Source organism: Flavobacterium aciduliphilum (assembly GCF_003268855.1).
GTDB classification, from domain to species: Bacteria; Bacteroidota; Bacteroidia; order Flavobacteriales; family Flavobacteriaceae; genus Flavobacterium; species Flavobacterium aciduliphilum.
The window spans coordinates 261,294-284,075 of sequence record NZ_QLSZ01000002.1; the positions used below are offsets into that span (position 1 = coordinate 261,294).

The following is a 22,782-nucleotide window of genomic DNA, read 5'->3' on the forward strand; positions in this document are numbered from 1 at the left end:
CCATAACCGCAAATCAATAAATATGTATACAGATCCAATTGCAGATTTTCTTACAAGAATTAGAAATGCAGCCAAAGCTAATCACAAAGTGGTTGAGATTCCTGCTTCTAATTTAAAAAAGGAAATCACAAAAATTTTATTTGATCAAGGATATATCTTGAGTTACAAGTTTGATGATTCTAGCGTTCAAGGCACCATTAAAATTGCTTTGAAATATGACAAAGAAACTAGAGAATCAGTAATCAGAGATATTCAAAGAATTAGTAAACCTGGTTTACGTAAGTATGCAGGTGCTTCAAAATTACCTAGAATTTTAAATGGTTTAGGTATTGCTATCGTTTCAACTTCTAAAGGGTTGATGACAGGTAAACAAGCTAGACAATTGAATGTTGGTGGTGAAGTAATTTGTTACGTATACTAATCTTAAAGTAAAACGAAAATGTCAAGAATAGGAAAAAACCCAATTGTAGTTCCAGCTGGTGTGACTGTTGAAGTTGCTGAAGGATTGGTTACAGTTAAAGGAAAATTAGGACAACTAACTCAAGAGTTTTCAGATGTTACTGTTAAGTTAGAAGAAGGTAATGTAATAGTTGAGCGATCTTCAGATCACAAAGATCACAGATCAAAACACGGTTTATACAGATCATTAATCAATAATATGGTTGTAGGTGTTTCAACTGGTTTTACAAAAGAACTAGAACTTGTAGGAGTTGGATATAGAGCTTCAAATCAAGGACAAAAATTAGATTTAGCATTAGGTTTTTCGCATAATATCGTTTTGGAAGTTGCTCCTGAAGTACAGGTTGAAACAATTTCTGAAAAAGGGAAAAATCCAATTGTTAAACTCACTTCATATGATAAACAACTTTTGGGAGCGGTAACGGCTAAAATTAGAGGTTTCCGTAGACCAGAACCTTACAAAGGAAAAGGAGTTAAGTTTGTAGGTGAAGTATTAAGAAGAAAAGCAGGTAAATCAGCTTAAAAATAAAGCTTATGTCATTAACAAAATCTGAAAGAAGACAGAGAATCCAGTATAGAATAAGAAAGATTGTAAGTGGTACAGCTGCTAGACCAAGACTTTCTGTATTCAGAAGTAATAAAGAAATCTATGCTCAGCTCATAGATGATGTAAACGGTGTTACTCTTTTATCAGCTTCATCAAAAGATAAAAATTTTGATGGAAAAGGTACAAATGTAGAAATTGCTTCAGCAGTAGGTAAACTGGTAGCTGAAAAAGCATTGAAAGCAGGTATTGATACTGTAACGTTTGACAGAGGGGGATATTTATATCACGGTCGTATTAAATCATTAGCAGAAGGTGCGAGAGCAGCTGGACTTAAATTCTAATATATTATGTCTAATAAATACAAAAATGTAGAATTTGTAAAACCAAGTGGTCTTGAGTTAAAAGATCGTTTGGTTAGTGTTAATCGTGTTACCAAAGTAACTAAAGGAGGTAGAGCTTTCGGTTTTTCTGCTATAGTTGTGGTAGGTGATGAAAATGGTGTTGTAGGTCACGGTTTAGGAAAATCTAAAGATGTATCTGAGGCAATCGCTAAAGCGGTGGAAGATGCTAAGAAAAATCTTGTTAGAATTCCTTTAAGTGGTCAATCAGTTCCTCACGAACAAAAAGGTAAATTTGGAGGAGCTCGTGTATTTTTAATGCCTGCTTCACATGGTACGGGAGTTATTGCTGGTGGTGCTGTTCGTTCAGTGCTTGAATCAGTAGGAATTCACGATGTATTATCAAAATCACAAGGATCGTCTAATCCACATAATGTGGTAAAAGCAACGTTTGATGCCTTACTTCAAATGAGAAGTGCTCATACTATTGCTAGACAAAGAGGCGTTTCTTTAGAAAAAGTTTTTAAAGGTTAATTCAAGGAAATATGGCTAAATTAATAATAAAACAAGTAAGAAGCAAAATCAATTGTCCTCTTTCACAAAAGAGAGGATTAGAAGCTTTAGGTCTTCGCAAAATGGGACAAGTTGTTGAGCATGATTCAAATCCAGCTATCCTTGGAATGATAAATAAAGTTAAACACTTAGTTTCCGTAGAGGAAGTTAAATAACAACATTTATAGTTATGAATTTAAGTAACTTACAACCTGCTGAGGGTTCAACGCACAATCAAAATAAAAGAGTTGGTAGAGGAGAAGGTTCTGGAAAAGGAGGGACTGCTGCACGTGGTCACAAAGGAGCTAAATCTCGTTCTGGTTATTCTAGAAAGATTGGTTTTGAAGGAGGGCAAATGCCACTTCAAAGACGTGTTCCTAAATTTGGGTTCAAAAACATTAATAGAGTAGAATATCAAGGTGTGAATCTTGATACCTTACAATCTTTAGTTGATAACGGGATTGTAACAGACACTATTGACTTTGCAGTTTTAGTTGAAAACCGTTTAGCTACTAAAAATGAATTAGTTAAAATTTTAGGTAGAGGTGAATTAAAATCTAAGTTAAAAGTTTCTGCTCATAAATTTACCGCTACTGCAAAAGCTGCTATTGAAGCTGCAGGTGGTGAAGTTGTAACGTTATAATATCCCTTATCATGAAGAATTTTATTGAATCATTCAAAAATGTATGGAGAATCGAAGAACTTAAAAATAGAATCCTATTTACTTTAGGGTTATTATTAGTTTATAGATTTGGTGCTCACGTAACATTACCTGGTATTGATGCCACTCAGTTGTCTGGGTTAGCAGGACAAACTAATAAAGGTATAGGATCAATTCTTGATATGTTTACAGGAGGTGCCTTTTCTAAAGCTTCAGTCTTTGCTTTAGGAATCATGCCATACATTTCTGCTTCAATTGTTGTTCAATTAATGGGGATTGCTATACCTTATTTGCAAAAACTTCAAAAAGATGGTGAAAGTGGTAGAAAAAAGTTAAATCAAATTACACGTTGGTTAACTATTGCTATCACTTTTTTACAAGGTCCTGGTTATATTTATAACTTGAGACAGACTATTCCGCATGATGCATTTTTGCTTGGGTTTGATTCTGTTTCTTTCATGTTTTCATCTGTTTTAATTTTGACTACAGGTACCATTTTTGCGATGTGGTTAGGTGAAAAAATAACAGATAAAGGTATTGGTAATGGAATTTCTCTTTTAATCATGGTAGGAATTTTAGCAAGATTACCACAAGCTTTAATTCAAGAATTTACTTCTAGAGTTACTAATAATAATGGTGGATTAATGATTTTAGTATTTGAGATCATTGTTTGGTTATTAGTGATTATTGCTTGTGTTTTGTTGGTTATGGCAATCAGAAAGATTCCTGTTCAATATGCCAGAAGAACTACAACAGGTGATTTTGAAGAAGATATGATGGGTGGTAATAGACAATGGATTCCCTTGAAGCTAAATGCAGCGGGTGTAATGCCTATAATTTTTGCTCAAGCAATTATGTTTATACCGGCAGCATTAGCAAGATTATCTCAGTCAGAAGCTTCTCAATCAATTGCAGGTGCTTTTAGTAATATGTTCGGATTATGGTATAATTTAGTTTTTGCTTTATTAATCATAATTTTTACATTCTTTTATACAGCAATTACAGTTCCAACAAATAAAATGGCAGATGATTTAAAAAGAAGTGGTGGTTTCATTCCAGGCATCAAACCAGGTGTTGAAACTGGAGATTTTCTTGACAAAATCATGTCATTAATTACTTTTCCAGGTGCGTTATTCTTAGCTCTAATTGCTGTGTTCCCAGCTATTGTAGTAAGTTTAGATGTTCAACAATCTTGGGCAATGTTTTATGGAGGAACTTCCTTAATCATTATGGTTGGAGTTGCAATTGATACTATTCAGCAAATAAATTCATATTTATTGAATAGACACTATGATGGTTTGATGAAAAGTGGTAAAAATAGAAAAGCAGTAGCTTAATTTTTATGGCAAAACAATCAGCAATAGAACAAGACGGATCAATAATTGAAGCATTGTCCAATGCTATGTTCCGAGTAGAATTAGAAAATGGACACGTTGTAATTGCTCATATTTCTGGAAAAATGCGTATGCATTATATTAAATTGTTACCTGGTGACAAAGTAAAATTAGAAATGAGTCCTTACGATTTATCCAAAGCAAGAATCACTTACAGATACTAAAGTTATTAAAAATGAAAGTAAGAACATCAGTAAAGAAAAGAAGCGCAGATTGTATAATAGTGCGTAGAAAAGGAAGATTATACGTTATTAACAAAATGAATCCTAGATTTAAACAAAGACAAGGATAGTTATGGCAAGAATAGCAGGGGTAGATATACCTAAAAATAAAAGAGGTGTTATAGCACTAACCTATATCTTCGGAATAGGAAAAAGTAGAGCAATTGAGATTTTAGAAAAAGCTCAAGTTAGCCAAGATATTAAAGTTCAAGATTGGAATGATGATCAAATTCACGCGATTCGTGATGCAGTATCTTATTACAAAATTGAAGGAGAGTTGCGTTCTGAAACGTCACTGAACATTAAACGTTTAATGGATATTGGTTGTTATAGAGGTATTAGACATAGATCTGGTCTTCCATTGAGAGGTCAAAGAACTAAAAATAACTCTAGAACAAGAAAAGGTAAAAGAAAAACTGTTGCTAACAAGAAAAAAGCAACTAAATAATAAGTAATATGGCTAAAGCAAGTACAAAAAAACGTAAAGTTATTATTGAATCTTCTGGTGAAGCTCATATTAATGCAACTTTTAACAATATTATCATTTCTTTGACTAACAAAAAAGGAGAAGTGATTTCATGGTCATCTGCTGGTAAAATGGGCTTTAGAGGTTCTAAAAAGAATACTCCTTATGCTGCACAAATGGCAGCTGAAGATTGTACTAAAGTTGCATTAGAAGCAGGACTTAAAAAAGTTAAAGTTTATGTTAAAGGTCCTGGAAATGGACGTGAGTCTGCTATCAGATCAATACACAACAGTGGAGTTGAAGTAACAGAAATTATCGATGTTACTCCAATGCCTCACAATGGATGTCGTCCTCCTAAAAGACGTAGAGTTTAATTTTAATAAAAGTATAACTAGAAAAAGGTTTCAGATTATCGAAGGATTTAGACCTGAATTCATAATCTCTTTTTCAAAATAATTTAAAAATGGCAAGATATACTGGTCCAAGTACAAAAATCGCCCGTAAATTCGGCGAAGCTATTTTCGGAGATGATAAAGCCTTCGAAAAAAGAAATTATCCTCCAGGGCAACATGGTTTGGCTAAAAAAAGAGGAAAAAAATCTGAATATGCTGTTCAGTTAATGGAAAAGCAAAAAGCTAAATATACTTATGGTATTTTAGAAAGACAATTCAGAAATTTATATGAAAAAGCTGCTGCTTCTAAAGGAGTAACAGGTGAAATCTTACTTCAATTATGTGAGGCTCGTTTAGATAATGTTGTTTTTAGAATGGGCATCGCTTCATCAAGAAGAGCTGCAAGACAAATTGTTTCTCATCGTCATATTACTGTGAACGGAGAAGTTGTAAACATTCCTTCATATCACTTAAAAGCAGGAGATGTTGTCGCTGTTCGTGAAAAATCAAAATCTTTAGAGTCTATTGAGCGTTCTCTAGCTAATTCAAGTCATGTGTATGAGTGGATTACTTGGAATAACGACACTAAATCGGGTACATTTGTTTCTGCACCAGCTAGATTACAAATTCCTGAAAATATCAAAGAACAATTAATCGTTGAGTTGTACAACAAATAATAATTGACCTAAGTCTAAATTATGGCAATATTTAATTTTCAAAAACCCGATAAAGTTATCATGATCGATTCAACCGATTTTGAAGGTAAGTTTGAATTCAGACCTTTAGAACCTGGTTACGGATTGACCGTTGGTAATGCACTTAGAAGAGTTTTACTTTCTGCTTTGGAAGGTTATGCTATTACATCAACCAGAATTGAAGGTGTTGAGCATGAATTCTCTACTATTTCAGGTGTAGTTGAAGATGTTACTGAAATTATCTTAAATCTTAAACAAGTACGTTTCAAACGTCAAATTGAAGATGTAGATAATGAATCGGTTACGATTTCAATTACTGGTAAAGAACAAATTACTGCTGGAGATTTTCAAAAATTTATATCAGGTTTTCAAATATTAAACCCTGATTTAGTGATTTGTAATCTTGATTCTAAAGTTAATTTCAATATGGAATTAACCATTGAAAAAGGAAGAGGATATATTCCTGCAGAAGAAAATAAAAAGCAAAATGCAGCCATTGGTACTATCTTTACTGATTCTATCTTTACTCCTGTGATTAATGTGAAATACGCAATTGAAAACTTTCGTGTTGAACAAAAAACAGACTATGAAAAATTAGTTTTTGAAATCAAAACGGATGGTTCTATCAATCCAAAGGATGCACTTACTGAGGCTGCCAAAGTTTTAATTCACCATTTCATGTTGTTCTCTGATGAGAGAATTACTCTAGAAGCTGACGAAATTGCTCAAACTGATTCTTACGATGAAGAGTCTTTACACATGAGACAATTACTTAAAACGAAGCTTGTAGATATGGATTTGTCAGTTAGAGCTTTAAATTGTTTAAAAGCAGCAGAAGTTGATACATTAGGAGACCTTGTCTCTTTTAACAAACACGACTTAATGAAATTCCGTAATTTTGGTAAGAAATCTTTAACTGAACTTGATGAACTTGTTGCAGTTAAGAATTTAACTTTCGGAATGGACTTGTCAAAATATAAATTAGATAAAGACTAGTTTCTTTATTCAAATTAAATCGCATTTAAAATGAGACACGGAAAAAAAGTAAATCACTTAAGCAGACAGACGGGACATAGAAAGTCTATGTTAGCTAATATGGCTTGTTCTTTAATTGAGCACAAACGTATTAATACTACTGTAGCTAAAGCTAAAGCGCTTAAACAATTTGTTGAGCCTTTAATCACTAAATCTAAAGAAGATACTACACACAATCGTCGTATTGTATTTTCTTACCTTAGAAATAAATATGGTGTAACAGAACTTTTTAGAGAAGTTGCAGCAAAAGTGGGTGATCGTCCAGGAGGATACACACGTATAATCAAATTAGGAAATCGTCTAGGGGATAATGCTGATATGGCAATGATCGAATTAGTAGATTTTAATGAGTTATACAACGGAGGTAAAAAAGAAGAGAAAAAAGCAAAAAGCCGTCGTGGTGGAAAAGCTAAAAAATCTGAGGTGGCTCCTGCTCCTGAAGCAAAAGCTCCTGAAGCTCCAGAAACTTCTTCTGAAGAATCTACAGAATCAGCAGAATAATGAATTCAAATTCATAAATAGAAAAAGGATAAACAGTTACGTTTATCCTTTTTTTATGCCTTTTAAAATTTTAATTGTATAATATATGAATTAAAAAACTAAATTTGTGCAACAACAACTAACTACAAATAATGAATAACACAACACAAAAAAAAGCAATAGTTCTATTGGCTGATGGAACTGTTTTTTATGGTAAATCTATTGGGATTTCGGGAAGTACTTTTGGTGAAATTTGTTTTAACACCGGAATGACTGGATATCAAGAAATTTTTACTGATCCCTCGTATTTTGGTCAAATTCTTGTAACCACTTCTGTGCATATCGGAAATTATGGGGTTCATCAACACGAAGTCGAATCAGATAACATTATGATTTCTGGATTGATTTGTAGAAATTTTAGCTTTAACCATTCAAGACCTGATTCAGAAGGTAGTTTATATGATTATTTTATTAAACATAACTTAGTTTGCATTTCAGAGGTTGATACACGGGCATTGGTAAACTATATCAGAGAACATGGTGCTCAAAATGCAGTGATTTCAACAGAGGATTCTACAATCGAATCTTTGAAAGAGCAACTAGCATCAATGCCAAATATGAAAGGATTGGAACTTGCTTCTAAAGTTTCGGTTACACATCCATATTATTTTGGTAGTGATACTGCCTCATATAAAATAGCAGCATTGGATTTGGGAATAAAGCGAAGCATCTTAAAAAATTTGGCTTTGCGCGATTGTTATATAAAAGTTTTTCCATTCGATTCTACATTTGAAGAAATAAGCGCTTTTAATCCAGATGGTTTTTTCTTGTCCAATGGTCCAGGTGACCCAGAACCTTTACAAGGAGTTCAACAAGTAGCCAAACAAATGATTGATTCTAATAAACCTGTTTTCGGCATTTGTTTAGGTCATCAAATCATAGGTTTGGCCAATGATGTTCCTACTTACAAAATGTTCAACGGACATAGGGGAAATAATCATCCCGTACTTAATTTGTCAACCAATAAAGGTGAAATAACTTCCCAAAATCATGGCTTTGCAATTGATAAAGAACAACTTACTTCTCATTCTGAATTAGAAATCACCCATTTACATATTAATGACCATACTGTTGCTGGAATGAAAATGAGAAACAAACCTTGTTTTTCGGTTCAATACCATCCAGAAGCAAGTCCGGGACCTCATGATGCATCTTATTTATTTGATGAATTTATTAATCTAATTAAAGAAGCATCACGATAGTTATTCATCACTTATTCTGATACTAAATCGATTGAGTTTATAAGTTTTTTGATTAAAAATGATTTTCATTTAACAAATCCTTAAATTTGTATACTTATTTTACTATAAAATTAAATATAAAAAAATATAACAATGAGTATTATTATTAAAGTTCATGCGAGACAAATTTTAGATTCTAGAGGAAATCCTACCATAGAAGTGGATGTTGTAACTGAAAATGGCGTTTTAGGACGTGCTGCCGTTCCAAGTGGAGCATCTACAGGGGAACATGAGGCGGTTGAACTTCGTGATGGTGGTAAAGCCTACATGGGAAAAGGAGTTTTAAAAGCGGTCGATAATGTAAATACAAAAATTGCCCCTGAATTATTGGGAGTTTCTGTATTTGAACAAAATCTTATCGATCAAATTATGATTGACTTAGATGGAACTGCAAACAAAGGAAATCTAGGGGCTAATGCTATTCTTGGTGTTTCACTTGCGGCAGCCAAAGCAGCGGCAAATGAAGTTGGACTGCCTTTATATCGTTATGTAGGAGGAGTTTCAGCCAATATATTGCCTGTGCCTATGATGAATATTATCAATGGAGGGTCGCATTCAGATGCTCCGATTGCTTTTCAGGAATTTATGATTATGCCTGTAAAAGCCACTTCTTTTACACATGCTATGCAAATGGGAACTGAAATTTTCCATAATTTAAAGAAAGTGTTACACGATAGAAATTTGTCAACAGCTGTTGGAGATGAAGGAGGTTTTGCTCCAAATTTAGCAGGAGGTACTGAAGATGCTTTGGATACCATCAAAAAAGCGGTTGAAAATGCGGGTTACAAATTTGGTGATGAAGTAATGATAGCTTTAGATTGCGCCGCTTCCGAATTTTATGTGGATGGAAAATACGATTACACAAAATTTGAAGGACCAAATGGAAAAGTGAGAACCTCTAAAGAACAAGCCGAATATATGTCAGAATTAGCAGCCAAATATCCAATTATTTCCATCGAAGATGGAATGCAAGAGAACGATTGGGAAGGTTGGAGCTATTTAACCGAGTTAATTGGCGATAGAGTGCAATTAGTTGGTGATGATTTATTTGTTACTAATGTGGAGCGTCTATCAACAGGGATTGAAAAAGGAATTGCGAATTCAATTTTAGTAAAAGTAAACCAAATCGGAACTTTAACAGAAACCATAGCCGCAGTAAATATGGCTAAAAATGCGGGTTATACTTCGGTAATGTCACACCGTTCTGGTGAAACAGAAGACAATACTATTGCCGATTTAGCAGTAGCCTTAAACTGTGGACAAATCAAAACAGGATCAGCTTCACGTTCTGATCGTATGGCAAAATACAATCAACTTTTACGAATAGAAGAGGAATTGGGAGATACAGCTTACTTCCCTGGATTGAGAGCTTTTAAAATCAAATAATTTAAACATGAGGCTGTCTGAAAAGGCCGCCTTTTTTATGTCAAAATATTCTGATATTGTTTAGTGAAGATTTTCATAAAAAGTAATTATAGTAAAACAGGCTCAACTTTTTGGAAAGACTCTTTTTTATTTTAGTTTGTTAGGGAATTAAAAATCTATACCAATCTTGCAATTTTTATAATAAAATTAACGAAATCGTTGTTGTAATTCTTTTTTTATTCATTTGGAATTCCATAATTTTGTTAAATTATAATTTTATAAGATTTAATTTTCAATTTATATCATGTCAAAAACAGCAATATTAGAGTATGATGGCAATAAATATGAGTTTCCAGTAATCGTTGGAAGCGAAAATGAACCTGCTATTGATATCGAAAAATTACGTGCCTTGACTGGCGCCATTACTTTAGATCCAGGTTATAAAAACTCAGGATCGTGTAAAAGTGATATCACCTTCTTGGATGGAGAAGAGGGTATTCTTCGTTATAGAGGATATGCCATAGAAGATTTAGCTGAAAAAGCGAATTTTCTTGAAGTTTCTTATTTGGTTATTTTTGGGGAATTGCCAACAAAAAATCAATTAGAGAAATTCGAAAATGATATTCGTAAGTATACTTTAGTTAATGAAGAAATGAAAAACATCATAGATGGATTTCCTAAAACGGCTCATCCCATGGGAGTGTTGTCTTCATTGACATCGGCGTTGACTGCTTTTAATCCTAAAGTAGTAAATGTAGAAAATGAAAAAGAAATGTACGAAGCGGTTTGCAAAACCATGGCCAAATTTTTGGTCATTGCTACTTGGACATACAGAAAAATGATGGGCTATCCTTTAAATTATTATGATAATACGAAAGGCTATGTTGAAAACTTTATGCATTTAATGTTTGGACTTCCTACAGGACCATATACACAAAACAAAGTTGTAATTGATGCTTTAGATAAGTTATTTATTCTTCACGCAGATCACGAACAAAACTGTTCTACATCAACCGTGAGAATAGTGGGATCTTCTCATGCAGGTTTATTTGCGTCAATTTCTGCTGGAGTTTCTGCGTTGTGGGGACCTCTTCATGGTGGGGCTAACCAAGCGGTGTTAGAAATGCTTGAGGCCATTCAAAAAGATGGAGGAGATGCCGATAAATATTTAGCTAAAGCTAAAGACAAAGATGATCCTTTCCGTTTGATGGGATTCGGACACAGAGTGTACAAAAATTTTGACCCAAGAGCAAAAATCATTAAAAAAGCAGCCGACGAAGTACTGAGTACTTTAGGAGTTGATGATCCCATTTTGCAAATCGCTAAAAAATTAGAGGAGGCAGCTTTAGTCGATGATTACTTTGTGTCTAGAAAATTATATCCAAATGTTGATTTTTACTCAGGGATTATCTACCGCGCTTTAGGAATACCAACCGATATGTTTACGGTTCTTTTTGCAATAGGTCGTTTACCAGGTTGGATTGCACAATGGAAAGAAATGCGTGTCAATAAAGAACCTATTGGACGACCAAGACAAGTGTATACAGGTTATCCGCTGCGTGATTTTGTTCCTATGGATAAAAGATAAAAAGATAAATAAAATAGAGACTTTCTATATAAAAGCTTCGCAAATCGGCGGAGCTTTTTTATATTTGCCTAATGCCAAAAGCACATACTATGAAATTAAATGTTAAGAATGAAACGTCAAGATTAAGGGCTGTTGTGTTGGGTTCGGCTGTAAATAATGGCCCTACTCCAACAGTTGAAGAGGCTTATGACCCAAAATCTCTCGAACATATTTTAGCGGGTACGTATCCTGTAGAATCAGATATGATTAATGAAATGGAAGCGTTTCATGCGGTTTTTAAAAAATACAATGTTACGGTTTATCGCCCTGAAATGATTGAGAATTATAATCAGATTTTCTCAAGAGACATCGGATTTGTCATTGATGATGTTTTTATAAAAGCAAATATTTTGCCTGATAGAAATAGAGAATTAGACGCCATTCAGTATATTATTGATCAAATAGATCCCAATAAAGTAGTACGCCCTCCCGATACAGTGCATATAGAAGGGGGTGATGTAATGTTGTGGAATGACTATGTTTTTATAGGTACCTACAAAGGGTCTGATTATAAAGATTATATTACGGCAAGGACCAATATGGAGGGAGTTGAATTTATTAGAAACCTATTTCCTCATAAAATTGTTAAAGAATTCGATTTAGTAAAATCAAAACTCGAAGCAAGGGATAATGCGCTCCACTTAGATTGTTGTTTTCAACCCGTAGGAATCAATAAAGGGATTATTTATAAAAGTGGATTCCGAGAAGAGTCAGATTACATGTACTTGGTTAATTTGTTTGGTAAAGAAAATTTATTCCACATCACGCGTGAGGAGATGTACCGTATGAATTCCAATGTTTTTTCAATTGCTCCAGATGTTGTTGTTTCCGAAAGAAATTTCACACGATTAAATACTTGGTTACGGGAACAAGGATTTACAGTAGAGGAACTTCCCTATGCAGAAATCGCCAAACAAGAGGGCCTTTTACGATGTTCTACATTACCATTGATTAGAGATTGAGAAGTTCTGAATTGTGGATTTTGAGTTAAATAAACATGATAAGTCTAAAGAATTATATTTTATAAAAATACGTTGAAAGTAATTGGAAAACAAAAAAGCAACCAAACCGAAAACTGACAACCAAAATCAAATCAAAATGAAACAAACTACAAATTCCATTTTAATGATTCGTCCTATATCATTCCGCATGAATGAACAAACGGCTGTAAATAATTATTATCAAAAAGTATTAGACGGATTAACTCCGGATACGGTTAATGCTAAAGCTCAGGAGGAGTTTGATGCTTTTGTAAAAAAATTGCGCGCAGTGGGTGTAGATGTCACAGTAGTTGAAGATACGCTCACGCCTGATACCCCTGATAGTATTTTTCCAAACAATTGGATTTCATTTCATGAAAATGGCGATGTTATTTTATATCCCATGTTTGCCGAAAACAGACGCGCAGAACGAAGAGAAGATATACTCGATATTTTAGAAGAAAAAGGTTTTGTTATTAATGAAATCATGGACTACTCTCAGGCAGAACAAGATGGGATCTATCTTGAAGGAACGGGAAGTTTGTTGTTAGATAGAGAAAATGGTAAAGCTTATTGTGCTCTTTCTCCCAGAGCAGATGAAGAGTTATTTATAGAATTTTGCGAAGATTATGATATGCAACCGGTTATTTTTGAAGCGTATCAAACTGTGGGTGGCGAACGAAAATTGATATATCATACTAATGTTATGATGTGTATAGGTGATACTTTTGCGGTGGTATGTGCTGATGCTATTGATGATAAAAGCGAACGCAAAATGGTTCTTGATAGTTTGAGAGGGGATGATAAAGAGGTGATTTTAATCACAGAAGATCAAGTTAATAACTTTGCAGGAAATATGCTAGAAGTAAAAGGGGCCGATGATAGAAGGTATTTGGTAATGAGTTCTTCAGCATACCATGCTTTAACAAAAAAACAAATTGCACAACTTGAAGAACATATTACTATTTTACATTCAAGTTTAGATACAATTGAAGCCTGTGGGGGTGGCAGTGCCCGTTGCATGATGGCCGAAATATTCTTGCCGAAAGAGTAGTAAAAAAAAGTAGAAAAAATCCCAAAATCTAAAACTCTAGATTTTGGGATTTTTTTCATATTAAATACCTCTAATGATACTTAATATAGCACTAATAATATATTGAATTCCGATAGCAACCGTCAAGAAACCTACGATTCTTGAAATCGCCACAATTCCAGAAGCTCCTAAATATTTTGCTAAATAATGAGCACTTCTTAATATCAAAAATATGAGTAACGAAACAATAATTACAGAAAAACATGATGCTAGTATTTCCGTTGTTTTATGATGATCTTGATTGAAAGCAATTAAAAAAGATATAGAACCAGGTCCTGCCAACATGGGCATAGCAAGTGGTGTTAGTGCTATTGAATTACGATGTTGTAAATCTTCCTCAACTTCTTTACTGATCCCCTTTCTCTTTTTCTGATTGGCATTCAATAATCCAAAACCAGAACTAGAAATCAAGATTCCACCAGCAATTCGTAGGGCAGGAATGGTAATGCCAAAAAAGCGTAACACATATTCACCTGCAAAAAAGGAAATAAGAAGAATAATACACACATTTATTGCAGTCCAAAGAGAAACTCTTGAACGCTCAGATTTATTGAAATCTTGGGTTAATCCCACAAAAAAAGGAATGGCCCCAAAAGGATTCAATACTGAAAACAAAGCTCCTACCAAAACAAAAAATGTATTTAAAAAAACATCCATTTTTTCCTATTTAAAATTATCATTCGGCAAAGATAGATAAAGAATAAAAGAGAAGCGTTAAAATAAAAACAAGATTCACTAATTTTGAAAAATGAAAAATAAGAAAACTCTAGTTCTAGGAGCCTCTACAAAACCTGAGAGGTATTCTTTTAAAGCGATAAAGCTGCTCGTTGATAAAGGTAATTCTGTTATTGCGATTGGTCAAAATCAAGGCGAAGTTGCAGGAATAACTATTAGAACGAAAAATATCCCATTGAAAAATATTGATACAGTTACTTTGTATTTGAATCCCTTACGTCAGCGTGACTATTACAATTACATTTTAGAGACAAACCCCAAAAGAGTAATTTTCAATCCAGGAACTGAAAATCCTGAATTGTATCAACTTTTGAAATCGAACAACATCAAAGTGGAAGAAGCGTGTACTCTGGTGCTATTAACGACGAATCAGTATTAAAATTGAGTTTGTTTTGTTGCTGGCTTACTGATAAATAACAGTCCAATAAAAGTAATCAGTCCATTCAAGATGATGAGTTCGTTGTCAATAACATAGTTTCCAAAGAATCTTTCCGAATTTTGCGAGAGTATAAAGCAAATCGTTGGAGCAATCAAGCAAATAAGCGGTACCCATTTGTCTTTTACTGTTTTAGATTTTATAAATAAACCAAATGAATAGAGTCCAAGAAGTGGGCCATAGGTGTATGTAGCAATTTTAAAAACCATTTTTACAACCGAATCATCGTTTATTGCGTTAAAAACAATGATGACCAAAAACATTAAAAATGAAAATCCTATATGAACTAAATGACGTGTTCTTACAATGTTAGGTTTGTTTAGATTTTCAGATTTATCCATGCCTAAAAAATCGACACAAAACGAAGTGGTTAATGCTGTTAATGCGGAGTCTGTAGTTGCAAAAGTAGCGGCTGTAAGTCCTAAAAGAAAAACTATAGAAGGAATAAGACTTAAATGATGAATAGCAATTTCTGGAAAAAGTAAATCGGTTCTGGCAATATCATTCACCATTGGAACTACAATTCCGTTTTTGGTTGCATAAATGTAAAGCAAGGCCCCAACACTTAAAAAAAAGATGTTGATTACAAGAAAAATTCCAGTAAAGGTAAACATGTTTTTTTGTGCTTCTTTAATGTTTTTGCAACTTAAATTTTTTTGCATTAAATCTTGATCCAATCCTACAGTGGCAATGGTTACAAATATTCCTCCTAAAATTTGCTTCCAGAAATAAGTTCCTTTACAATAATCTTCAAAGAAAAAAGTCTTGGAATACTGACTGGTTTTAATTTTTTCAAAAGCTTCAATAACGGAATAATTCAAACTGTTGCAAATGAAATACAATGTTAAAAAAACAGATGAGATTAAGAAAAACGTTTGCAGAGTGTCTGTAATGATGATTGTTTTCAGTCCACCTCGATAAGTATATGCAAAAATAAAAGCAAGTGAAATTAATACTGTTATGGCGAAGGGGATGTGGTAGAAATCAAATACATAGCGTTGCAAAACAAAGATAACAAGATATAACCTAAAAGCGGAACCAATCGTTCTTCCAATCAAAAAAATAGAAGCGGCAGTTTTATAGCTTACTACTCCAAGTCTTTGTTCGATATACCCGTAGATAGAGGTTAAATTCATTCTGTAATAGAGTGGGAGTAAGATTTTTGCTACAATAACAAATCCGATGGCACAGCCTAGCACAAATTGAAAATATTTGAACTGCAAATCTGGATTTCCTACTTCACCAGGTACAGAGATAAAAGTAATACCCGAAATCGCAGTTCCAATCATTCCGAAGGCCACTAAGTACCATTTCGAATTTTTATTGGCACTAAAAAAGGTGTTGTTATCGGCACTTTTTTTACTTACAAGATTTGAAATGAGTAGCAGTAACCCAAAATAGGATATGATAAGTATAAGAATTGCTGTGGGTGTCATGGTTTAATTTGTTTTCGCTAAAATAGAAATAAATCAGAATATAGATATTAGAAAAGGAAAAAAAGAACGAATGATTGATTTTGGAAATCTAATATTCAAAAATCTATAAATCTAAACATCTATTCCTTACTTTTGCCAAATGGAATTTTCTTCAAAATTACTTGAAAAGGCAGTAAACGAAATGGCTCAATTGCCTGGAATTGGCAAAAGAACAGCGCTTCGTTTGGTGTTGCATTTGCTCAAACAACCTGAAGAACAAACGCAATATTTATCAAATGCATTGCTCAATATGCGAAAGGATATTAAATTTTGTAAAAAATGTCATAATATTTCAGATACCGATGTTTGTGATATTTGTGCAAATTCTACTCGAAATCCAAAAATCATTTGTGTTGTTGAAGATGTGAGAGATGTTATGGCTATTGAAAACACCAATCAATTTAAAGGATTGTATCATGTTTTGGGGGGAAAAATATCACCTATTGAGGGAATTGGACCAAGTCAGTTGACTATAGCATCATTAGTAGAAAAAGTAAAGTCGGGTGATATAGAAGAGGTTATTTTTGCTTTAAGCTCAACCATAGAAGGTGATACAACAAATTTTTACATTTACAAGCAAATAAAGGAAGTTGATGTTAAGACGTCAACTATAGCGCGAGGAATTGCAGTAGGTGATGAGTTGGAATATGCCGATGAAGTGACATTAGGAAGAAGTATTGTGCATCGCGTTCCTTTTGAAAATGCTTTGAAAAATAATTAGATATTATTTTAATATTAGACTTGAAAAATCTATTTTTGTTTGCTAATTTGGCTTGCTAATGAATCTACGCAATTTATTTATATATATTCTTTTTGTTGTTTTTTGTTCTTCGTGTGTTCCGACACAAGATTTGGTATATCTACAAAATAAAAATGATGCCAATCCTGCGTCAATTACTTCTATTGCTTTTAAACCCTATAGACTTCAAACAAATGATATCTTAAGTATTTCAATAAAGGCGATAGACCCTAAAGTGGTTGAAATATTTAATTCAGATGTCGCTTCAGGGATTAGTATGTCTGATCAAATGTTGTATTTAAAAGGATATACTGTTAATGATCATGGGAATATTAGGTTGCCTATTTTGGGAGAAATTAATGTTTTGGGATATACTTTGGAGGAAACTAGGGAGAAAATAGAAACACTTTTGCTGCAAGAGCATTTTAAAAAAGAGGCAGGAATTTTTGTAAGTGTGAAACTTTCCGGATTTAGATATACGGTTAATGGAGAAGTAAATAATACAGGAACCAAAATCATGTATCAAGATAGGGTGAATGTGTTGGAAGCCATTGCGAATTCTGGGGATATCACTGTGACTGGAGATAGAAAGGATGTTAAAGTCATTCGACAATTTCCTCAAGGAACTGAAACGTTTAGTTTAGATTTAACAGACCAAAATGTGGTCTACTCGACTGGATATTATCTACAACCCAATGATTATATTTATGTAAAACCCTTGAAACAAAAGACATGGGGTACAGGAAAGACAGGGATAGAATCTTTGAGTACATTAATTACTATTTTATCATTGGCAACGACAACATTTTTACTATTAAAAAAATAAAAAGAGTTCATGTTAGATATTAAAGATTTTTCCTTTTTTGAAAACCAAAATAAATTTGACTTCAAAATGTTTTTGATAAAAACAGGAAGTTATTGGAAGTGGTTTTTATTTGGATTAATAGTATGTTTGATAGTGGCTTATCAAATAAATATTCGTCAACAAAAAATATATTCCTTAGACACAACGATAGCCATCAAAGAGCAAGATAATCCGTTGTTTACCTCAAATACAAGTTTGGTTTTTAATTGGGGAGGTAGTTCTGATCAGGTTCAAAATATTGCTACTACTTTGAAGTCAAGATCTCACAACGAGATTGTTGTAGATAAATTACAGTTTTACATTGAGTATCTGCAACAACAAAAGTACTATATTCAAGATGTTTATGGAAGTACTCCTTTTATAGTTAAAATTGATAAAGCAAAAGGTCAATTGTTTGATATTCCTGTAAATATCAAGTTTGTTTCTCCTACTGAATATGAGATTTCGATTACTGCAAATTCAAATACAGTTCCCGTAATTAATTATTTATCCAATTCAAAAAATGTCGTAAACTTAGGAACAACTAAAATAGTAAAAAGATATAAAGTGGGACAATCAGTTTCTCTGCCTTTTTTACATTGGAGTCTTGAAATAGTTCCAAATTCTGAGAATTATGAAGGTAAAGAATTTATGGTAAAATTCATGTCTTTTGATGAGGTAGTTTCCGATTATAAAAAATTAAGAATTGATATTGATGAAAAATCTCCATCCATATTAAAGCTCTCAATGGATGGGACAAATAAATCTAGAATTGTCGATTATTTAAATGAAACGGTTAAGACATTAATAAAAAGACAATTAGATAATAAGAATTTATTTGCTGAAAATACGATAAAATTTATTGATACTACATTGCAATTGATGGAAGGAGATCTCAAGAAAGCAAATCAAGACTTGAAGATGTTTAGTAAGAATAAAAATATTCCTCAATTAGAAAGCGGTGGTAGTGTGTTGCAAGAACAAATAGTAGATTTGGATAAGGTAAATGGGGATGTTGATAGAAAAATAAACTACTATAATAATTTGAGCAATTATTTGAAGCGATCAAATGATTTCTCAAAGTTACCAGCCCCTTCAGTAGCTGGGATTGAAGATCCTAATATATTGTTGAACGTTACTAAATTGGTCGAATTGTCAGTAAGAAGATCTGAAATGGTCTATTCTGTCAAGAGTGATTTGATGTTTAATAATATAGATAATGAAATTTCTGCTGTAAAAAATGTTTTATTGGAAAATATTAATTCTGCTAAAGCAGCTATTCAATTTGAATCAAAACAAATAAAAAATAAAATCGATAAAATGGAAGGGCAAATTTCAGCACTTCCAGAAGATCATCAAGAATATTTGAAAATTATGCGTAAATATGAATTGAATAATAATATTTACGAGACTTATTTACAAAAAAGAACAGAAGCTCAAATAGTTAAAGCAGCAAATCTTTCAGATATCCAGTTTATTGATCCAGCCAAAGATATTGGAGGAGGGTTAATAGGACCTAGAACAAGCGTAAATTATGTTATTGCCATTTTTGTAGGGCTATTAGTGCCTTTGTTTATAGTTTTTTTAATTTTTTACATAAATAATTCGATACAAAATACTGATGATATCTCAAATTTAACTAGATTACCACTCATAGGGGTGATAGGAGTTAAAAAATCAGCTACTAACTTAACTGTTTTTGAAAAACCGAAATCGGCTTTATCAGAATCGTTTCGAGCGATACGTTCTTCATTGCAGTTTTTGTACAGAAAAAATAAGGTGGTTGGAGCAAAAACATTAATGTTGACTTCTTCTGTAAGTGGAGAAGGAAAAACATTTTGTTCTATAAATATTGCAACCGTTTTTGCTTTGAGTGAGAAGAAAACTGTTATTGTTGGACTTGATTTGAGAAAACCCAAAATTTTTGATGATTTTAATTTAACAAATCATATAGGGGTTGTTAATTATTTAACTGAAGAAAACACATTGGATGAGGTGACTCATAAAACTAAAATACCCTATCTTGATGTAATTACAGCAGGACCTATACCCCAAAATCCTTCCGAGTTGATTATGGGAGAAACAATGGTAAAGTTTATGGAAGAATTGAAGAGTAAATATGAATACATTATTCTTGATACTCCACCTGTAGGGTTGGTTTCAGATTCGATGGAGTTGGCAGCATTTGCTGATATTACATTATATGTTATGAGACAAAATTACACCAAAAAGGAAATGGTTAATTTGCTAAATAATCGTGTCAGTAGAGAAGAATTGAAGAATGTAAGTATAATTTTAAACGGTTTTGAAAATAAAGCTAAGTACGGCTATGGCTATGGCTATGGTTATGGTTATGGCTATGGAAACTACGCAAACGGTTACCATCAAGAAGATGATAAAGAAAATAGGATAGTAAAAATCATAAATAAATTAGTTGCTAATAAAAATAAAAACAATTCATGAAAATACTGATTACAGGAGGAGCTGGATTTATTGGCTCTAATTTATGCGAATATTTTTTAAATAAAGGTTATGAAGTTGCTTGTTTAGACAATTTTGCGACTGGACATAGGCATAATATTCAACCATTTTTATCAAATGGGAAATTCAAATTAATTGAAGGAGATATTCGAAATATTGATGATTGTTTATTGGCTACAAAAGATATAGATTATGTACTTCATCAAGCAGCTTTAGGGTCAGTACCTCGTTCTATAAAAGATCCAATAACTAGTAATGATGTGAATGTCTCTGGCTTTCTTAATATGTTGGTTGCTTCTAGAGATAATGGAATTAAAAGATTTGTATATGCTGCTAGTTCTTCAACCTATGGAGATTCAGAATCATTACCAAAAGTAGAAGATAAAATAGGTAAGCCATTGTCGCCCTATGCCATAACAAAATATGTAAATGAATTGTATGCTGAAATTTTTAGCAGAACGTACGGACTTGAAACAATTGGGTTAAGATATTTTAATGTTTTTGGAAGAAAACAAGATCCAAATGGAGCATATGCTGCTGTTATTCCTAAGTTTGTAATGCAATTAATGAAAAAGGAAAGTCCCATAATTAATGGTGATGGCAATTATTCAAGGGACTTTACTTATATTGATAACGTTATTCAGATGAATGAATTAGCTATGACAACTACAGATTCCAATGCAATTAACACCGTTTATAATACGGCTTATGGAGATCGAACAACTTTAAATCAGATGGTAAATTTATTAAAACAATATTTATCTGAGTTTGAATCAGAAATTGGAAATGTTGAAATTATTCATGGTCCCAATAGAGCTGGAGATATTCCTCATTCATTAGCAAGTATTGAAAAAGCAAAAAAATTACTAAATTACAATCCCAAATACTCCTTTAACGATGGTTTAAAAGAAGCAGTTAAATGGTATTGGGAAAATCTAAAATAATATAATATGAAAATAACTAATATTTGCTGTATAGGTGCAGGATATGTTGGAGGCCCTACAATGGCAGTGATTGCTCAAAAATGTCCACATATTAAAGTTACTGTAGTTGATTTGAATGAAGAAAGAATCGCTAAATGGAACGATAAAGATGTAAATAATATTCCAGTTTATGAACCTGGTTTGTCTGAAGTTGTAGGTGAAGCAAGAGGTAGAAATTTATTTTTCTCAACACAGGTAGATCAAGCAATAGATGAGGCACAAATGATTTTTATTTCTGTAAATACCCCAACTAAAATGTATGGTTTAGGAAAAGGGATGGCAGCAGATTTGAAATATATAGAATTATGCGCAAGACAAATTGCAAGAGTATCTAAAAATGATAAAATTGTTGTAGAAAAATCTACATTGCCTGTAAGAACCGCCGAGGCAATTAAAAATATTTTAGATAATACGGGAAATGGAGTGCAGTTTCAAATATTATCAAATCCGGAATTTTTGGCTGAAGGAACTGCTGTAGAAGATTTATTTATGCCTGATCGCGTTTTAATTGGAGGGGATGAAAACGATCAAGGGAGAAAAGCTATTCAGGCTTTGGTAGATGTTTATTCTAATTGGGTTCCTAAAGAGAGAATTTTAACAACAAATTTATGGTCTTCTGAGTTGTCAAAATTAACAGCAAATGCCTTTTTAGCACAAAGAGTATCTTCTATAAATGCTATTTCTGAGCTATGCGAAAAAACCGGTGCTAATGTTAGTGAAGTTGCCAATGCAATTGGTACTGATAGTAGAATTGGAAATAAATTTTTGAAAGCTTCAGTTGGATTTGGAGGTTCTTGTTTTCAAAAAGATATCTTAAATTTGGTTTATATCTGTAAATCTTTTGGATTGAATGAAGTTGCGAATTATTGGGAACAAGTAATAATTATGAACGATCATCAAAAAAGAAGATTTTCATTGAAAATTGTAAGTTCTCTTTATAATACGATAGCCGATAAAAAAATTACCTTTTTAGGATGGGCTTTCAAAAAAGATACCAACGATACAAGAGAGTCTGCGGCTATTTATGTGGCAGATGATTTAATAAATGAACAAGCAAATATAGCAGTTTTTGATCCCAAGGTAGACCATAAACAGATTATGTCAGATTTAAATTATTTAGAGACTAGAACGTCAGAAGAAAATGAAAAAAGAGTTGTTTCTTTTTCAGATCCTTATGAAGCATGTAAAAATTCTCATGCTATTGCTGTTCTCACCGAATGGGATGAGTTTAAACAATACGATTGGCAAAAAATATATGATGCGATGTTAAAGCCCGCTTTTGTGTTTGACGGAAGAAATATATTAGATGCACATAAAATGAGAGAAATAGGGTTTGTATTTCAGTCTATTGGAACATAATTAATTATTAAAACAAAATTCTATGAGTATAAAAATAGGAGTAATAGGATTAGGCTATGTAGGTTTGCCATTGGCACGATTATTTGCGACCCAATATGATGTGGTTGGTTTTGATATAAACGGT

Annotated in this window: 28 protein-coding genes; 26 read left to right on the forward strand and 2 right to left on the reverse strand. The window is 32.8% G+C overall.

All coding sequences use genetic code 11. The features are described from left to right. Positions 1-22: 22 nt before the first annotated feature. The 19 genes from rpsH (at position 23) to ctlX (ending at position 13,567) form a co-directional block, all read left to right on the forward strand. Positions 23-421, forward strand: coding sequence for a 30S ribosomal protein S8 (rpsH, locus tag CLV55_RS04010; RefSeq protein WP_112112449.1), 399 nt, complete (start codon positions 23-25; stop codon positions 419-421). Between the two features lie 18 nt (positions 422-439). Beyond that, a complete protein-coding gene (rplF, locus tag CLV55_RS04015) occupies positions 440-982 on the forward strand; it encodes a 50S ribosomal protein L6 (protein WP_112112450.1) in 543 nt (180 codons plus the stop codon). Positions 983-993: 11 nt separating this feature from the next. Continuing rightward, complete coding sequence (gene rplR / locus CLV55_RS04020; protein WP_112112451.1) at positions 994-1,347, forward strand: 50S ribosomal protein L18; 354 nt, start codon at positions 994-996, stop codon at positions 1,345-1,347. Between the two features lie 6 nt (positions 1,348-1,353). Beyond that, on the forward strand, positions 1,354-1,878 hold the full coding sequence (rpsE, locus tag CLV55_RS04025; RefSeq protein WP_112112452.1) for a 30S ribosomal protein S5: 525 nt from the start codon (positions 1,354-1,356) through the stop codon (positions 1,876-1,878). Positions 1,879-1,889: 11 nt separating this feature from the next. Next, positions 1,890-2,072, forward strand: a complete 183-nt coding sequence (gene rpmD / locus CLV55_RS04030; protein WP_112112453.1) for a 50S ribosomal protein L30 — start codon at positions 1,890-1,892, stop codon at positions 2,070-2,072. Positions 2,073-2,086: 14 nt separating this feature from the next. Then, on the forward strand, positions 2,087-2,539 hold the full coding sequence (rplO, locus tag CLV55_RS04035; RefSeq protein ID WP_112112454.1) for a 50S ribosomal protein L15: 453 nt from the start codon (positions 2,087-2,089) through the stop codon (positions 2,537-2,539). An 11-nt stretch (positions 2,540-2,550) separates the two neighbouring features. Next, the gene (gene secY / locus CLV55_RS04040) at positions 2,551-3,894 is read left to right on the forward strand and encodes a preprotein translocase subunit SecY (RefSeq protein ID WP_112112455.1); all 1,344 of its coding nucleotides are present in this window, start codon (positions 2,551-2,553) and stop codon (positions 3,892-3,894) included. 5 nt (positions 3,895-3,899) lie between these two features. Then, a complete protein-coding gene (gene infA / locus CLV55_RS04045) occupies positions 3,900-4,115 on the forward strand; it encodes a translation initiation factor IF-1 (protein ID WP_026714631.1) in 216 nt (71 codons plus the stop codon). Between the two features lie 11 nt (positions 4,116-4,126). Next, complete coding sequence (gene ykgO / locus CLV55_RS04050; RefSeq protein WP_112112456.1) at positions 4,127-4,243, forward strand: type B 50S ribosomal protein L36; 117 nt, start codon at positions 4,127-4,129, stop codon at positions 4,241-4,243. 2 nt (positions 4,244-4,245) lie between these two features. Continuing rightward, complete coding sequence (gene rpsM, locus CLV55_RS04055) at positions 4,246-4,620, forward strand: 30S ribosomal protein S13 (protein WP_112112457.1); 375 nt, start codon at positions 4,246-4,248, stop codon at positions 4,618-4,620. Between the two features lie 8 nt (positions 4,621-4,628). After that, a complete protein-coding gene (gene rpsK / locus CLV55_RS04060; protein WP_112112458.1) occupies positions 4,629-5,012 on the forward strand; it encodes a 30S ribosomal protein S11 in 384 nt (127 codons plus the stop codon). Positions 5,013-5,101: 89 nt separating this feature from the next. Then, on the forward strand, positions 5,102-5,707 hold the full coding sequence (rpsD, locus tag CLV55_RS04065; RefSeq protein WP_112112459.1) for a 30S ribosomal protein S4: 606 nt from the start codon (positions 5,102-5,104) through the stop codon (positions 5,705-5,707). A 21-nt stretch (positions 5,708-5,728) separates the two neighbouring features. Then, on the forward strand, positions 5,729-6,721 hold the full coding sequence (locus CLV55_RS04070) for a DNA-directed RNA polymerase subunit alpha (RefSeq protein ID WP_112112460.1): 993 nt from the start codon (positions 5,729-5,731) through the stop codon (positions 6,719-6,721). 30 nt (positions 6,722-6,751) lie between these two features. Then, the gene (rplQ, locus tag CLV55_RS04075) at positions 6,752-7,261 is read left to right on the forward strand and encodes a 50S ribosomal protein L17 (RefSeq protein ID WP_112112461.1); all 510 of its coding nucleotides are present in this window, start codon (positions 6,752-6,754) and stop codon (positions 7,259-7,261) included. Between the two features lie 131 nt (positions 7,262-7,392). After that, the gene (gene carA, locus CLV55_RS04080; protein ID WP_112112462.1) at positions 7,393-8,502 is read left to right on the forward strand and encodes a glutamine-hydrolyzing carbamoyl-phosphate synthase small subunit; all 1,110 of its coding nucleotides are present in this window, start codon (positions 7,393-7,395) and stop codon (positions 8,500-8,502) included. Between the two features lie 132 nt (positions 8,503-8,634). Then, complete coding sequence (gene eno, locus CLV55_RS04085) at positions 8,635-9,927, forward strand: phosphopyruvate hydratase (RefSeq protein WP_112112463.1); 1,293 nt, start codon at positions 8,635-8,637, stop codon at positions 9,925-9,927. A gap of 283 nt (positions 9,928-10,210) precedes the next feature. Continuing rightward, positions 10,211-11,494 carry a citrate synthase gene (locus CLV55_RS04090; RefSeq protein WP_112112464.1) on the forward strand — a complete coding sequence of 428 codons (1,284 nt, stop codon included), beginning with the start codon at positions 10,211-10,213 and terminating at the stop codon, positions 11,492-11,494. An 89-nt stretch (positions 11,495-11,583) separates the two neighbouring features. Beyond that, on the forward strand, positions 11,584-12,495 hold the full coding sequence (locus CLV55_RS04095; protein WP_112112488.1) for a dimethylarginine dimethylaminohydrolase family protein: 912 nt from the start codon (positions 11,584-11,586) through the stop codon (positions 12,493-12,495). A gap of 136 nt (positions 12,496-12,631) precedes the next feature. Beyond that, on the forward strand, positions 12,632-13,567 hold the full coding sequence (gene ctlX / locus CLV55_RS04100) for a citrulline utilization hydrolase CtlX (RefSeq protein ID WP_112112489.1): 936 nt from the start codon (positions 12,632-12,634) through the stop codon (positions 13,565-13,567). A gap of 60 nt (positions 13,568-13,627) precedes the next feature. Here the strand turns inward: ctlX and CLV55_RS04105 are convergent, their stop codons facing one another. Next, positions 13,628-14,263, reverse strand: coding sequence for a MarC family NAAT transporter (locus CLV55_RS04105; RefSeq protein ID WP_112112465.1), 636 nt, complete (start codon positions 14,261-14,263; stop codon positions 13,628-13,630). Positions 14,264-14,354: 91 nt separating this feature from the next. Between CLV55_RS04105 and CLV55_RS04110 the strand changes: the two genes are divergently transcribed. Further along, positions 14,355-14,720, forward strand: a complete 366-nt coding sequence (locus CLV55_RS04110) for a CoA-binding protein (RefSeq protein ID WP_112112466.1) — start codon at positions 14,355-14,357, stop codon at positions 14,718-14,720. Here the strand turns inward: CLV55_RS04110 and CLV55_RS04115 are convergent. Next, a complete protein-coding gene (locus CLV55_RS04115) occupies positions 14,717-16,213 on the reverse strand; it encodes a sodium:solute symporter (RefSeq protein ID WP_112112467.1) in 1,497 nt (498 codons plus the stop codon). The two genes, CLV55_RS04110 and CLV55_RS04115, sit on opposite strands and share 4 nt — an antisense overlap. Before the next feature lie 139 nt (positions 16,214-16,352). Here CLV55_RS04115 and recR point away from each other — a divergent pair, with 139 nt between their 5' ends. From recR to CLV55_RS04145, 6 genes are all read left to right on the forward strand, one after another. Next, positions 16,353-16,973: a recombination mediator RecR gene (gene recR / locus CLV55_RS04120; RefSeq protein ID WP_112112468.1), complete on the forward strand. Its 621-nt coding sequence runs from the start codon at positions 16,353-16,355 to the stop codon at positions 16,971-16,973. A 58-nt stretch (positions 16,974-17,031) separates the two neighbouring features. Continuing rightward, on the forward strand, positions 17,032-17,817 hold the full coding sequence (locus CLV55_RS04125) for a polysaccharide biosynthesis/export family protein (RefSeq protein WP_112112469.1): 786 nt from the start codon (positions 17,032-17,034) through the stop codon (positions 17,815-17,817). A 9-nt stretch (positions 17,818-17,826) separates the two neighbouring features. Further along, positions 17,827-20,298, forward strand: a complete 2,472-nt coding sequence (locus CLV55_RS04130; RefSeq protein WP_112112470.1) for a polysaccharide biosynthesis tyrosine autokinase — start codon at positions 17,827-17,829, stop codon at positions 20,296-20,298. Next, entirely contained in the window at positions 20,295-21,260 is a 966-nt protein-coding gene (locus CLV55_RS04135) for an SDR family oxidoreductase (RefSeq protein ID WP_112112471.1), read from the forward strand. Before CLV55_RS04130 ends, CLV55_RS04135 begins: the two co-directional genes overlap by 4 nt. Positions 21,261-21,266: 6 nt before the next feature. After that, positions 21,267-22,658 (forward strand): UDP-glucose 6-dehydrogenase, encoded by a 1,392-nt coding sequence (locus CLV55_RS04140; RefSeq protein WP_112112472.1) that lies wholly within the window; start codon positions 21,267-21,269, stop codon positions 22,656-22,658. A 22-nt stretch (positions 22,659-22,680) separates the two neighbouring features. Further along, on the forward strand, positions 22,681-22,782 hold a 102-nt coding region (locus CLV55_RS04145; RefSeq protein WP_170122238.1), incomplete at its 3' end, for a hypothetical protein.